Source organism: Variovorax sp. 05L425 (genome assembly GCF_056397705.1).
Genome location: NZ_JBFTNY010000034.1, coordinates 37,738 through 51,179 on the forward strand (window position 1 = coordinate 37,738; position 13,442 = coordinate 51,179).

At 64.8% G+C, this 13,442-nt stretch carries 11 protein-coding genes; 5 read left to right on the plus strand and 6 right to left on the minus strand.

Annotated elements, in window-relative coordinates; all coding sequences use genetic code 11:
- The first annotated feature begins 62 nt into the window (after nucleotides 1-62).
- From AC1DN9_RS27245 to AC1DN9_RS27260, 4 genes are all read left to right on the plus strand, one after another.
- On the plus strand, nucleotides 63-1,100 hold the full coding sequence (locus AC1DN9_RS27245) for a bifunctional riboflavin kinase/FAD synthetase (protein WP_478105142.1): 1,038 nt from the start codon (nucleotides 63-65) through the stop codon (nucleotides 1,098-1,100).
- A gap of 107 nt (nucleotides 1,101-1,207) precedes the next feature.
- Complete coding sequence (gene ileS / locus AC1DN9_RS27250; RefSeq protein WP_478105143.1) at nucleotides 1,208-4,051, plus strand: isoleucine--tRNA ligase; 2,844 nt, start codon at nucleotides 1,208-1,210, stop codon at nucleotides 4,049-4,051.
- Nucleotides 4,051-4,548: a signal peptidase II gene (gene lspA / locus AC1DN9_RS27255; RefSeq protein ID WP_478105144.1), complete on the plus strand. Its 498-nt coding sequence runs from the start codon at nucleotides 4,051-4,053 to the stop codon at nucleotides 4,546-4,548. Before ileS ends, lspA begins: the two co-directional genes overlap by 1 nt.
- A gap of 94 nt (nucleotides 4,549-4,642) precedes the next feature.
- Complete coding sequence (locus tag AC1DN9_RS27260) at nucleotides 4,643-6,301, plus strand: Na/Pi cotransporter family protein (protein WP_478105146.1); 1,659 nt, start codon at nucleotides 4,643-4,645, stop codon at nucleotides 6,299-6,301.
- Nucleotides 6,302-6,328: 27 nt separating this feature from the next.
- On the opposite strand, the gene AC1DN9_RS27265 is transcribed toward AC1DN9_RS27260, so the two are convergent.
- The 5 genes from AC1DN9_RS27265 to AC1DN9_RS27285 all read right to left on the minus strand — a co-directional run bounded on the left by AC1DN9_RS27265 (nucleotide 6,329) and on the right by AC1DN9_RS27285 (nucleotide 11,798).
- Nucleotides 6,329-7,312 carry a quinone oxidoreductase family protein gene (locus tag AC1DN9_RS27265; protein WP_478105147.1) on the minus strand — a complete coding sequence of 328 codons (984 nt, stop codon included), beginning with the start codon at nucleotides 7,310-7,312 and terminating at the stop codon, nucleotides 6,329-6,331.
- Between the two features lie 24 nt (nucleotides 7,313-7,336).
- Entirely contained in the window at nucleotides 7,337-8,134 is a 798-nt protein-coding gene (locus AC1DN9_RS27270) for an SDR family oxidoreductase (protein WP_478105149.1), read from the minus strand.
- A gap of 16 nt (nucleotides 8,135-8,150) precedes the next feature.
- Nucleotides 8,151-9,059 (minus strand): DMT family transporter, encoded by a 909-nt coding sequence (locus AC1DN9_RS27275; protein WP_478105150.1) that lies wholly within the window; start codon nucleotides 9,057-9,059, stop codon nucleotides 8,151-8,153.
- A gap of 2 nt (nucleotides 9,060-9,061) precedes the next feature.
- Nucleotides 9,062-10,675 carry a gamma-glutamyltransferase family protein gene (locus AC1DN9_RS27280; protein WP_478105151.1) on the minus strand — a complete coding sequence of 538 codons (1,614 nt, stop codon included), beginning with the start codon at nucleotides 10,673-10,675 and terminating at the stop codon, nucleotides 9,062-9,064.
- 151 nt (nucleotides 10,676-10,826) lie between these two features.
- Nucleotides 10,827-11,798, minus strand: a complete 972-nt coding sequence (locus AC1DN9_RS27285) for a Bug family tripartite tricarboxylate transporter substrate binding protein (protein ID WP_478105153.1) — start codon at nucleotides 11,796-11,798, stop codon at nucleotides 10,827-10,829.
- 96 nt (nucleotides 11,799-11,894) lie between these two features.
- Between AC1DN9_RS27285 and AC1DN9_RS27290 the strand changes: the two genes are divergently transcribed.
- The gene (locus AC1DN9_RS27290; protein ID WP_478105154.1) at nucleotides 11,895-12,809 is read left to right on the plus strand and encodes a LysR family transcriptional regulator; all 915 of its coding nucleotides are present in this window, start codon (nucleotides 11,895-11,897) and stop codon (nucleotides 12,807-12,809) included.
- Nucleotides 12,810-12,890: 81 nt separating this feature from the next.
- On the opposite strand, the gene AC1DN9_RS27295 is transcribed toward AC1DN9_RS27290, so the two are convergent.
- Nucleotides 12,891-13,442 (minus strand): tripartite tricarboxylate transporter permease (locus AC1DN9_RS27295; protein ID WP_478105155.1); only part of this gene is annotated, 552 nt, incomplete at its 5' end.

A 13,442-nucleotide genomic window follows, 5' to 3' on the forward strand; every position in this document is an offset into this window, starting at 1 on the left:
GACAAAACGCCCTGATGTGCCCATTCCACGGGCGCAAAGTGCTATCAAAAAGATACCGACCAATGCAGATTTTCCGGGGTTTTCGGCATCCGGGCGTGGCACCGGCCTGCGCCCTGACCATTGGCAATTTCGACGGTGTCCACCGCGGTCACCAGGCGATGCTCGGGCTGCTGAACACCGAGGCGCGCCTGCGCGGCCTGCCCAGTTGCGTGATGACCTTCGAGCCTCATCCGCGCGATTATTTCGCAGCGATCACCAAGCGCCCGGAACTGGCCCCCGCCCGAATTGGCACGCTGCGCGACAAACTGACCGCGCTTGCCGCCGGCGGCGTGGCGCAGACGATCGTGCTGCCTTTCGACACTGCCCTCGCCTCGCAGACGCCCGACGAATTCATCCAGCACGTGTTGATCGAGGGCCTGGGCGCGCGCTACGTGCTGGTCGGGGACGATTTCCGCTTCGGCGCCAAGCGCGCCGGCGACTACGCCATGCTCGATCGGGCCGGCGACCAACACGGCTTCGACGTGGCGCGCATGAATAGCTATGAGGTCCACGGCCTTCGCGTCTCGAGTTCCGCGGTCAGGGAGGCCCTCGCCGAAGGCCGGATGGCCGACGTGCAGGCTCTGCTGGGCCGGCCTTACGCCATCTCCGGGCACGTAGTCCACGGCCGCAAGCTGGGCCGCGCGCTGGGTGCCTCCGCACCGGGCCGCGACGACGGGTTTCGCACCCTCAACCTGCGCTTCAAGCATTGGAAGCCGGCGGCCAATGGCATCTTCGCGGTGCTTGTGCATGGCCTGGCCGAAGCCCCGCTTCCCGGCGTCGCCAACCTCGGCGTGCGCCCTTCCCTGGACGCCAACGACGTCAACGCCGGCCGGGTCCTGCTCGAGACCCACTGTCTCGACTGGCCTGCCCATCTCGGTTCCGAGGGGGCCTACGGTAAAATCGTCCGCGTGGAACTGCTGCACAAATTGCACGACGAATTGCGCTACACCAGTCTCGAGGCCCTCACGGCGGGCATCGCGAAGGATGGCCGCGACGCGCGCGCATTCTTTGCTTCCACCCACGCCGAGACCCATCGCCAGACCACGCGCGACCGAATTTAAAGCGGAACCTTCGCTTTCCGCCGCGTCCGGCCGCGCCTTCATTGCAACGGCCGCACGCTCCCGATCCCCTCGCGCGTTGCAAGGCAGCGCAGATTTCTGGAACTTCCATGGCTGACAACAAGACCGACGGCGGCACCGATTACCGCGCCACGCTGAACCTGCCCGACACCCCCTTCCCGATGCGCGGCGACCTGCCCAAGCGTGAGCCGGGATGGGTCAAGGAATGGAACGAACAAGGCATCTACCACCGCCTGCGCGACGCACGCCACGGCGCGCCCAAGTTCATCCTGCACGACGGACCGCCCTATGCCAACGGACAGATCCACATGGGTCACGCCGTCAACAAGATCCTGAAGGACATGATCAGCAAGGCGCGCCAGCTCGAAGGCTATGACGCGCTGTACGTGCCCGGCTGGGACTGCCACGGCCTGCCGATCGAGAACGCGATCGAAAAGAAGTACGGCCGCAACCTGAGCCGCGACGAGATGCAGGCCAAGAGCCGCGCCTACGCCACCGAACAGATCGCGCAGCAGATGTCCGATTTCCAGCGCCTGGGTGTGCTGGGCGAATGGGACCACCCCTACAAGACAATGGACTTCGCCAACGAGGCCGGCGAAATCCGTGCCTTCAAGCGCGTGATCGAGCGCGGCTTCGTCTACCGCGGCCTCAAGCCGGTGTACTGGTGCTTCGACTGCGGTTCTTCGCTGGCTGAATTCGAAATCGAGTACGCCGACAAGAAGTCGCAGACACTCGACGTCGCCTTCAAGGCGCACGACCCGGCAAAGCTCGCGGCCGCCTTCGGCCTGCCGGCACTGACCAAGGACGCCTTCGCGGTCATCTGGACCACCACCGCATGGACGATCCCCGCCAACCAGGCGATCAACCTGAACCCCGAGCTCGACTACGCGCTGGTCGACACCGAGCGCGGCCTGCTCGTGCTTGCCGCCTCGTTGGTCGAGATGTGCATGACTCGCTATGCGCTCGACGGCAAGGTTCTGGCCACCGTCAAGGGCGAGAAGCTGGGTGGCCTGGAGTTCGAACATCCGCTGTACGACGTGGATGCGGGCTACCGCCGCCTGTCACCGGTCTACCTGGCCGACTACGCGACGGCGGATGACGGCACCGGCCTGGTCCACTCGTCACCGGCATATGGCGTGGACGACTTCAATTCCTGCATCGCGCACGGGGTCGCCTATGACGACATCCTGAATCCGGTGCAAGGAAACGGGTCGTACGCGCTCGACTTCCCGCTCTTCGGCGGCCAGAACATCTGGAAGGCCGTGCCGGTCATCATCCACGCGCTGCGCGATGCGGGCCGCCTGATGACGACCGAGCAGATCACCCACAGTTACCCGCACTGCTGGCGTCACAAGACGCCCGTGATCTATCGCGCCGCGGCGCAGTGGTTCATCCGCATGGACGAAGGCGAAGGCGTCTTCACCAAGGACAAGGCGCCCAAGACACTGCGCCAAACGGCACTCGAAGCCATCGAGCAGACGAGCTTCTATCCGGAGAACGGCAAGGCGCGCCTGCACGACATGATCGCCAACCGGCCCGACTGGTGCATCAGCCGCCAGCGCAGCTGGGGGGTGCCGATCCCGTTCTTCCTGCACAGGGATTCGGGCGAGCTGCACCCGCGCACCATGGAAATCCTCGACCAGGCCGCCGACATTGTCGAGAAGGGCGGCATCGAGGCCTGGAGCCGCGTCACTGCCGAAGAAATCCTCGGCGATACCGACGCGCCGCATTACACCAAAAGCACCGACATCCTCGAAGTCTGGTTCGACTCCGGCTCGACCTTCTTCCATGTGCTGCGTGGCACGCACCCCAACGTGCACCACGAGACCGGACCCGAAGCCGACCTCTACCTCGAAGGCCACGACCAGCATCGCGGATGGTTCCACTCGTCGCTGCTGATTGCCGCCGCACTCGAAGGCCGCGCTCCCTATCGCGGCCTGCTCACGCACGGCTTCACGGTCGACAGCCAGGGCCGCAAGATGAGCAAGTCGCTCGGCAACGGCATCGATCCGCAGGACGTGAACAAGAAGCTCGGCGCCGAGATCACCCGCCTCTGGGTGGCCGCGAGCGACTACTCCGGCGACATCGCCGGCGACGACAAGATCCTCGCGCGCGTGGTGGATGCCTATCGTCGCATCCGCAACACGCTGCGCTTCCTGCTCGCCAACACCAGCGACTTCGACATCGCGAAGGATGCGGTGCCGCTCGATCAATTGCTCGAGATTGACCGCTACGCGCTGAGCCGGGCCGCGCAATTCCAGGCCGATGTGCTCGCGCACTACAAGGTCTACGAGTTCCACCCGGTGGTGGCCAAGCTGCAGGTGTATTGCTCGGAAGACCTGGGCGCCTTCTACCTCGACGTGCTGAAGGACCGCCTCTACACGACCGCACCGGGCTCGCATGCGCGCCGCAGCGCCCAGACGGCGCTCTGGCACATCACGCAGGCGATGCTGCGCTGGATGGCGCCTTTCCTGAGCTTCACGGCTGAAGAAGCCTGGAAGTTCTGCGGTGACGGGCAATCGATCTTCGTCCAGACCTACAGCGATCTCGGCACGCCCGACGAAGCGTTGCTCGCCAAGTGGACCCGCATCCGCGAAGTCCGCGACGCGGTCAACAAGGAGATCGAGACCGTGCGCACGGCGGGCCAGGTCGGCTCGTCGCTGCAGGCCAACGTCACGATCATCGCGCCCGCCGATGACCATGCGCTGCTCACGTCGCTCGGTGATGACCTGAAGTTCGTCTTCATCACCTCGGCGGTCGCCCTGGCCACCGGCGATGCGCTGTCGGCGACCGTGACGGCAAGCACCGCGACGAAGTGCGAGCGCTGCTGGCACTGGCGCGACGATGTCGGGCACGACGCCACGCACCCGGGTCTGTGCGGACGTTGCACGAGCAATCTCTACGGCGCTGGCGAAGCAAGGAACGTCGCCTGATGGCCCGCCGGTCTTCAGGCTCGCAGGGCCTCGGCATCTGGCCCTGGCTCGGCCTTGCGCTCGTCATCGTCATCATCGACCAGTTCACCAAGACACTGATCCTCGGCTACTACAAGTACGGCGACGCCACCTACGTCACCAGCTTCTTCAACGTCGTGCGCGCCCACAACACCGGCGCGGCCTTCTCGTTCCTCGCGGATGCCGCGGGCTGGCAGCGCTGGTTCTTCATGGCCATCGGCATCGCCGCGGCGCTCTTCATCATCTGGATGCTCAGGTCGCACGCGGGGCAGAAGCTCTTTTCGTTTTCGATGGCGGCCATCCTCGGCGGCGCCATCGGCAATGTGATCGATCGCATGATGCACGGCTATGTCGTCGATTTCCTCGACTTCCACCTCGCGGGCCGGCACTTTCCCGCCTTCAATGTGGCGGACAGCGCCATCACGATCGGCGCGATCTGCCTGATCATTGACGAGTTGCGGCGCGTCCGAAAAACCTAGCTCTCACCGGGGGCAACACCAGCGGCCCGGCGAAGCCGGTTCCGCGGTGTTTCTCGTATTCGCGCAGGTGGGTGCTCTATAGTGCTTCCATTCCATGAAGCACTTGTTGAATTTGCTGGCGGCCATCGCGCTGCTGGTGTGGGGTACCCAACTCGTTCGCACTGGCGTCCTGCGTGTCTTCGGCGCCAATCTGCGCAGGATCCTCGTGCACAGCATGCGCAATCGCTTCACGGCGGCGTTGTCGGGCGTTGGGGTGACGGCACTGGTGCAGTCGAGCACGGCAACTTCGCTGATGACTTCGTCCTTCGTCGGCCAGGGATTGGTCACGCTGCCGGCGGCGCTCGCCGTGATGCGCGGCGCGGACATCGGTACGGCGCTGATGTCGGTGCTGTTCTCGGCGGATCTTTCATGGCTCTCCCCGCTTTTCATCTTCGTGGGCGTGGTGCTGTTCATCACACGCCCTTCCAGCATGGCGGGGCGCGTCGGTCGTGTGCTGATCGGGCTCGGACTGATGTTGCTCGCGCTGCAGCTCGTGGTCGAGGCCACCGGTCCGCTGTTCGAAAGTCCGGCCATGCGCGCCGTGCTCGAGTCGCTCAACAGCGACGTGCTGCTGGAGATCACCATCGGCGCCGCGCTCGCCATCCTGGCTTATTCAAGCCTTGCGGTCGTGCTGCTGGTCGCCGCCATGGCGAGTTCGAACGTGGTGCCGCTCGATGTGGCGCTCGGGCTGGTGCTTGGCGCCAACCTTGGCAGCGGCTTGCTGGCAGTGCTCACCACGGCGAAGTCGTCGGTCGCGGTGCGGCAGGTGACTGTCGGCAATCTGATGTTCAAGCTGCTGGGCGTGATCATCGCGGGGCCTTTCGTCGGACTGTGGCTGCGCGAGGTCAGGCCATTCATCAGCGATGCGACGCAGCTGGTCGTTCTCTACCATCTGGCGTTCAATATCGTGATGAGCGTCGCCTTCATCGGCCTGACCGACATCGTGGCCCGGCTGGCCACCCGCCTGCTGCCCGTACCCGAGGAACCCGCGGCCATGCGACGCCCGCAGCACCTCGACCCTTCGGCGCTGTCGACACCGACGCTTGCCATCTCCAACGCCGCGCGCGAGGCATTGCATCAGGCTGACGTGGTGGAAACGATGCTGATCGGCGTGCTCAACGTGATCAAGAACAACGACCTCCGGCTCGCCCAGGAGCTGCGCAAGCTCGACGACACGGTGGACGAGCTCTATTCAGCCATCAAGTACTACCTGACCAAGATCTCACGCGAAGCCCTGGGAGAGGAAGAGAGCCGTCGCTGGACCGACATCATCAGCTTCACGATCAACATGGAGCAGATCGGCGACATCATCGAGCGGGTGATCATCGACATAGAGGACAAGAAGATCAGGCCGCAGCGCAATTTCTCGGAAGCCGGCATGCGCGAGATCGTCGAGCTGCACGAACGTCTGGTGGCGAACCTGCGGCTGAGCATGAGCGTGTTCCTGAACGGCAATGTGCGCGACGCCCAGAAGCTGCTCGAAGAAAAGGCGCGCTTCCGCGACCTGGAGCGCGCCTACGCCACGACCCATCTCGGCCGGCTGACCGACCAGACCGCGTTGAGCATCGAGACCAGTTCGCTGCACATCGACCTGATCAGCGATCTCAAGCGCATCAACTCGCACATCTGCTCGATCGCCTATCCTATTCTCGAATCCGCCGGCGCACTGGCACCGACGCGTATGCGGCAATCACGCCTGGGCCAGTTGCAGTAAGGGCAACAGAGGCGGCGCGCGCCGTTCTCACAGCGTCAGGATGGTGCAGCCAGTGGTCTTGCGCGCCTCGAGGTCGCGGTGCGCCTGCTGCACATCGGCCAGCGGATAGCGCTGGTCGATCGGGATCTTCACCGTACCGCTCTCGACCACGGCAAAGAGGTCGTCGGCCATCGCCTGAGTGCTTTCACGGCTGGAAGTGTGCGTGAACAGCGTGGGTCGCGTGACGTAGAGCGAACCCTTCGAGGCCAGCAAGCCGAGGTTGAAGGGTGGAACCGGGCCCGATCCATTGCCGAAGATCGCCAGCAGGCCGAAAGGTCGCAGGCAGTTCAGGGAGCCTTCGAAGGTGTCCTTTCCCACCGAGTCGTAGACAACCTTGACGCCCTTGCCACCAGTGATTTCCTTGACGCGCTCGGCAAAGTTCTCGGTGCTGTAGTTGATCGCATGCGCCGCGCCGTGAGCCAGCGCGATCTTGCACTTGGCGTCGCTGCCTGCGGTGCCGATCAGTTGCAACCCGAGCGCCTTCGCCCATTGGCATGCAATCAGCCCCACGCCACCGGCGGCCGCGTGGAACAGGATGAAATCGCCGGGCTGGAGGCCTTCGGCCGGAAGCGTCTTCTTCAACAGGTACTGCGCGGTCAGGCCCTTGAGCATCATCGCCGCGCCGGTCTCGAAGGAAATCGCATCCGGCAGCTTGCAGACGAACTTGGCGGGCATCACGCGCGCTTCGCAATACGCGCCCGGAGGCTGGCTGGCATACGCCGCACGGTCGCCGACCTTGAGGTGCGACACGCCTTCGCCCACCGCCTCGACGACGCCTGAAGCTTCCATGCCGAGTTGCAGCGGCATCGGGAAGGGGTAGAGACCGCTGCGCTGGTAGGTGTCGATGAAATTGAGACCGACTGCCTTGTGGCGAATGCGGATCTCGCCGGGTCCCGGGTCGTCGACCTCGACGTCGACGATCTTCAGTTCCTCGGGACCGCCGTTGCGGTCGATGCGGACGGCTTTGCTCATGGATGGCTCCTTGTCGTGGTTGGCCTAGTAAGTCCCCGGGTACGCGCCGCCATCGGCCAGCACGTTCTGCCCCGTCATGTAGGCTGCGTGCACGCTGCACAGGAACGCGCAGATCGCGCCGAACTCGGCCGGATTGCCGAAACGGCCCGCGGGAATGCCCTTCTGCCGGCTGGCGCGGATCGCATCGATGTCCTGCCCCGTCTTCTTCGCGGCGCCGATCATGGTGCCCTTGAGCCGATCGGTATCGAACGATCCCGGCAGCAGGTTGTTGATGGTCACGCCCTTGCCCGCGATGCCCGAGCGCGCGACGCCCGCCACAAACCCGGTCAGCCCGCTGCGCGCCCCGTTGCTCAGGCCCAGGATATCGATCGGCGCCTTGACCGAACTCGACGTGATGTTGACGATGCGACCGAAGCCGCGCTCCGCCATGCCATCCACCGTCGCCTTGATCAGTTCGATCGGCGTCAGCATGTTCGCGTCGAGCGCCTTGACCCACGCTTCGCGGTCCCACTCGCGGAAGTCGCCGGGCGGCGGACCGCCGGCATTGGTGACCACGATGTCGAAGTCCTTGTGCACCGCGAAAGCGGCCGCGCGGCCATCGACAGTAGTGATGTCTGCGGCCGCATGCTTCACGAACGGCTTGGCCGCGCTCGTGGCGGCCGTCACCTGCAAGCTCTTCGCCGCAGCCTCCAGCGCTTCGGCGCCGCGCGCCACGATCACCACGTTGACGCCTTCGCGCACCAGCGCCTCCGCGCAGCCGTAGCCCAGGCCCTTGCTCGCGCCGCACACCAGGGCGGTCTTGCCTGCAATTCCCAAATCCATGTTCAGTCCTCCGGGCTCAACGGCCCATGCGTGTGAATACAAAGATGCCGGCGATCACCAGCACGGTACCGGCTGCGATCCACGGGGTAAAGGGTTCGCCGAGGATCACCACACCCATCAGGATCGTCGACATCGGCCCGACCATACCCGTTTGCGCGGCCAATGCGGGGCCGATGCGCTCGATCGCCATCATGACGGCGAGGACCGGCAATGCCGTGCACAACGTGGCGTTGAGGATCGACAGCCAGATCACCTCCGGCGCCACCTCGAAGGCTGCGCTCATCGGCCGCAGGAGCATGAACTGCACGATGCAGAGCAGACACGCCACGCTGGTCGCCAACCCCACGAGGCGCAGCGAGCCCAGCCGCTTGACGAATTCCCCACTCGCAATGAGATAGATGGCGTAGCTCACGGCACTCAGGAACACCAGGAGCGCGCCCCATGCCGCGGATGCGCTCTGCCCCAGGCTGACTTCGTGGCCGAACACCAGCAACACACCGGCGTAGCTGATCATCATGCCGGCGACCTGGCCGCGCGTGATGCGCCGCCCGTAGACGATCCAGCCGAACAGCAAGACCAGCGTCGGGTTGAGATAGAGGATGAGCCGTTCCAGGCTCGCAGTGATGTAGGCCAACCCGGCGAAGTCCAGGAAGCTCGCCAGGTAGTAGCCCGAGAAGCCCAGCCCGATCACGCCCATCCAGTCGCGCCGAGTCAGCGGCGGCTTGCCCCGGCCGGCCCACCACGCCATCACGACGAACAGCGGCAGCGCAAACAGCATGCGCAGCATGATGAGCGTGACCGCATCCACGCCATAGCGGTAGGCCAGCTTGACGATGATCGCCTTGCCGCTGAATGCGATCGCACCGAGCGTCGCGAGTGCGAGGCCCGGCGCGAGATTCTTGTGCGTGTGGTGCTCCGGCAGCACCTCTAGAAACCGGCCGCGAGGCCGTCGCGTCGCGCATCGCTTGCGGCCACGTAGCCCTCGACCGCCGGATCGCCCGCACGCCAGATGAACTGGCCCGCGCCGAAGTCCTGGTAGGAGTCGTTGATCACGTCCACCTTGTGACCGAGATCGGTCAGGCCCTGCACGGTCGCCGGGTTCATCGCCGCCTCGACGTTGATCTCCAGCCCCGAATTGAAGCGCCAGCGCGGCGCATCGCAGGCGGCTTGCGGATTCTGCTTGTAGTCGAGCATCCGAACCAGCGTCTGCATGTGACCTTGCGGCTGCATGTTGCCGCCCATCACGCCGAAGCTCATCACCGGCGCGCCGTCCTTCGTGAGGAAGGCCGGGATGATCGTGTGGAAGGGCCGCTTGCCCGGCGCCACGATGTTCGGGCTGCCGTCCTTCAGGCTGAAGCCGTGGCCACGGTTCTGCAGGCTGATGCCATATCCGGGCTCGACGCAACCCGAGCCGAAGCCCATGTAGTTGCTCTGGATGAAGCTCACCATCATTCCGCTCTCGTCGGCGGCCGTGAGGTAGATCGTGCCGCCCTTGACCGGGTTGCCCGCCTTGAAGTCCTGCGCCTTGTTCACGTCGATGAGTTTGGCACGCGAAGCGAGGTAGGCGTCATCGAGCATCTGCAGGGGTGTCACCTCCATTGACGAAGGGTCCGACACATAGCGGTAGGTATCGGCAAACGCGAGCTTCATGGCCTCGATCTGCAGGTGCTGCGATGCGACCGAGTCGACGGGGATCGATTCGATGTCGAAGTGCCGGAGGATGCCCAGGGCGATCAGCGCCGCAATGCCCTGCCCGTTCGGCGGGATCTCGTGCAGCGTGTGGTTGCGGTAGTCCTGCGCGATCGGCTCGACCCATTCGGGCTTCCAGTCGGCGAGGTCACGCACCTTCAGGCTGCCGCCGTTCTCGTTGGAGAATTTCTCCAGCGCCTCGGCAATCTCGCCGCTGTAGAACGCTTCGCCCTTGGTCGCCGCGATGGCCTTCAACGCACGGGCCGCGGCCTGGAAGCGAAACAGTTCCCCGACTTCGGGCGCACGCCCCCACGGCAGAAAGCTCTGCGCAAACCCCGGTTGCGATTGCAGGACCGGCGTGGCAGCGGCCCATTTCTGCTGCACGACCGGCGGCATGAGGTAGCCACGCTCGGCGATCTCGATCGCCGGTGCCATCAGGTCTGCAAAGGGCAACTTCCCGAAGCGTTCGGACAGCGCGACCCAACTCCCCACGGCCCCCGGCACCGTGACCGAGTCCATGCCGCGCTGAGGCGGGGTAGCGGCACCGGCGCCGTACTTGCGACGGAAGTAGTCAGGCGTCCAAGCCGCAGGCGAGCAACCGGAGCCGTTCAACCCGTGAAGCTTCTTGCCGTCCCACAGGATGCAGAAGGCATCGCTCCCAAGCCCATTGCTGACCGGCTCGACCAGCGTCATCGCAGCTGCAGTCGCAATCGCCGCATCCACCGCGTTCCCACCCTGCTGAAGAATGCGCAGCCCAGCCTGGGCGGCCAAGGGATGCGAAGTCGAAACGACATTGCGAGCAAAAACCGGAATCCGCGTCGAGGTGTAGGGATTGGCGTAGTCGAATTTCATAAATACCTTCAATTCAAAACCAGTACAAACACCGGCCGGCGAAGCCTGGCCTCTTCCAGAAACACCGCGGAACCGGCTTCGCCGGGCCGCTGGTGTTGCCCCCGGCAGGGGGTGGGCGGCTACACGAAGTAAGCCAACCTGGGGGCGAGCCCTAGTCCCCCGTGATCTTGCGATCGACGATGATCTTTTTCCACTTGGCCGCGTCCTCGGCCACCATGCTTGCGAACTGTGCGGGTGTACTGGTGGCCGGCGAAATTCCCAGCTTGGCCAGCTTGTCGCGCACTTCAGGATCGCTCAGCGATTGATTGGCGGCCGTGTTGATGCGCGTCACCAGATCCGCCGGCATGCCCTTGGGCCCGTAGAGGCCGAACCAGGTGTTCGACTCGAAGCCCGGCAGCGTGTCCGCGATCGGCGGCAGGTCGGGTGCCAGCGGGCTGCGCTTGAGCGACGTCACGCCCAGTGCGCGCAAGCGGCCATCGCGCACATGCGGCATCCCGGTCGGCAGCGCATCGAACAGGACGTCGATCTTTCCGCTGATCAGGTCTGGAATGGCGAGCGCCGTCCCCTTGTACGGAATGTGCAGCACCGAGATCCCGGCCTGCGACTGGAAGAGTTCGGCCGTGAGCTGCACGATGGTGCCGTTGCCGCTCGACGCATAGTTGAGCTTGCCGGGGTTCTTCCTGGCGTAGTCGATCCATTCCTGCACGGTCTTGGCCGGCGAATTGTTGGGCACCAGCATGATGCTCGGGGCGTCGCCGACATGAACGATCGGCGTGAAGTCGCGCACCGTGTCATAGGGCAGCTTGCTGTAGATGGCCGGGCCGATCGAGTGGGTGCTGGTCGTCGCCAGGAGCAGCGTGTAGCCGTCGGGGGTGGACTTTGCGGCGGCATCGGAGCCGATCGCACCTCCCGCGCCCGGCTTGTTGTCGACGATCAGCGTCGTGCCGAGCTTCTCGCCCATCTTCTGCGACAGCGTGCGCGCGAACAGATCCGTGGCGCCTCCCGCCGGGAAAGGCACGATCAGCCGGATCGGTTTGGTCGGGAAGCTGTCCGCCAAGGCGGCGGGCGACGCGGCCACGCAAAGTGCGGCAGCCATGGCCTGAAGGAACTGGATTCGATTCATGGTGCTGGATTGTGTCCCCTGTGATGGTCTCGAATGCTATTCAGCGCCAGGGCATCAAACCAGATAATCTGCCTTATCCAACTATGAGTCAGGCTTATGACAAAGGTCGCCTCGGAAGAGATCTCGCTGCAGCAGCTCCGGGCCTTGGCGGCGGTCGCCGAGTCAGGCAGCTTCACGCTGGCGGCAGAGACCTTGCAGCTCACGCAGCCCGCCATCAGTCATCTGATCAAGCGCATGGAGCACGAGCTCGGTCAGCCCCTGGTCGTGCGCGGGCGCCGCATCCGCATGACCAGCGCGGGTCAGATGATGGTCGACACGGCCGTTCGCGCGCTTCGGCTGATCGATGAATCCGTCGGCGCTTGCCGGTCGCAATCCCAGCTCCGGGAAGGGCGCGTGGTGCTGGCAGTGGGCCATCTCACAGCCGGCGCACTGATGCCGCCATTGCTGAGTCGCTTCTCGCAACAGCACCCCGCGCTGGCGACCGCGCTGCTGGACAGCACGGCCGAGCAGATGATTTCGCGGATCCTTTCGCAAGAGGCCGACCTCGGCTTCGGCTCCGACATCGGCCAGAAGCATTCGGAACTCGCGACGGAACCGCTCTTCAGCGAGCGCATGGCCCTGTTTGCGCGGGACGACCATCCGCTGGCGCAGCGGGTCGTGATCGATGCCAGGCACCTGGACGGGCTGCCTTTCATTCACGTCAATCCGGACGCCAACATCTGGCGTTCCGTCAGCCGCCAGCTTTCGAGCATGGCCAACGTGTACCCGCGCGTGGTCCACCACGTGTCGATGCTGTCGACTGCCTTCGGCCTCATCCAGGCCGGCGCCGGTGTCGCGCTGCTGCCTCGCTACGTGGAGGTGCTCATGCCCGCCAACCTTCGCGCGGTGGCCGTGACGCGCCCCACGCTCGAATACCCGGTGGTTGCCGTGCGTCTGGCCAAGCATCCGCTCAACCCTGCCGCCATGGCATTCCTCGCGATGGCGCGGCAGCACATGAAGCCAAAGAAATGAACTCACGCCCAGCCTCGGCCATTCAAAGGAAACGGCACCCGAAGGTGCCGTTGGAGGGGTGAAGAGGCGGTAGGCCCGCGATCAGGCCTCTTCTTCGTGGAAGGCTTCTTCCCGCTTGGACTTGACGGCCGGGAGCAGCACGATCACCAGCAGCAGCAGCGCAGCAGCCAGCAGGCCCGCCGAAATCGGCCGCGAGACGAAGACGGCCCAGTCACCACGCGACAGCAACAGCGCGCGGCGCAGGTTCTCTTCCATCATCGGCCCCAGGATGAAGCCCAGCAGCAGCGGCGCAGGCTCGCAGCCCAGCTTGAAGAAGCTGTAGCCCACGAAGCCGAAGATCGCGACCATCCAGATGTCGAAGGTGTTGTTGTTGGTCGAGTACACCCCGATCGCACAGAACAGCACGATGGCCGGGAACAGGTACTTGTAAGGCACCGACAGCAGCTTGATCCACATGCCGATCAGCGGCAGGTTCAGGATGATGAGCATCGCGTTGCCGATCCACATCGAGGCGATCAGGCCCCAGAAGAGCTCGGGGTTGCTGGTCATCACCTGCGGGCCGGGCTGGATGTTGTGGATGGTCATCGCGCCCACCATCAGCGCCATCACGGCGTTGGGCGGGATGCCCAGCGT

Bases quoted from the DNA above. Each gene is read 5' to 3' on its own strand.
- AC1DN9_RS27245 (WP_478105142.1), top strand. From the start codon at position 63: ATGCAGATTTTCCGGGGTTTTCGGCATCCGGGCGTGGCACCGGCCTGC.
- ileS (WP_478105143.1), top strand. From the start codon at position 1,208: ATGGCTGACAACAAGACCGACGGCGGCACCGATTACCGCGCCACGCTG.
- lspA (WP_478105144.1), top strand. From the start codon at position 4,051: ATGGCCCGCCGGTCTTCAGGCTCGCAGGGCCTCGGCATCTGGCCCTGG.
- AC1DN9_RS27260 (WP_478105146.1), top strand. From the start codon at position 4,643: ATGAAGCACTTGTTGAATTTGCTGGCGGCCATCGCGCTGCTGGTGTGG.
- AC1DN9_RS27265 (WP_478105147.1), bottom strand. From the start codon at position 7,312: ATGAGCAAAGCCGTCCGCATCGACCGCAACGGCGGTCCCGAGGAACTG.
- AC1DN9_RS27270 (WP_478105149.1), bottom strand. From the start codon at position 8,134: ATGGATTTGGGAATTGCAGGCAAGACCGCCCTGGTGTGCGGCGCGAGC.
- AC1DN9_RS27280 (WP_478105151.1), bottom strand. From the start codon at position 10,675: ATGAAATTCGACTACGCCAATCCCTACACCTCGACGCGGATTCCGGTT.
- AC1DN9_RS27285 (WP_478105153.1), bottom strand. From the start codon at position 11,798: ATGAATCGAATCCAGTTCCTTCAGGCCATGGCTGCCGCACTTTGCGTG.
- AC1DN9_RS27290 (WP_478105154.1), top strand. From the start codon at position 11,895: ATGACAAAGGTCGCCTCGGAAGAGATCTCGCTGCAGCAGCTCCGGGCC.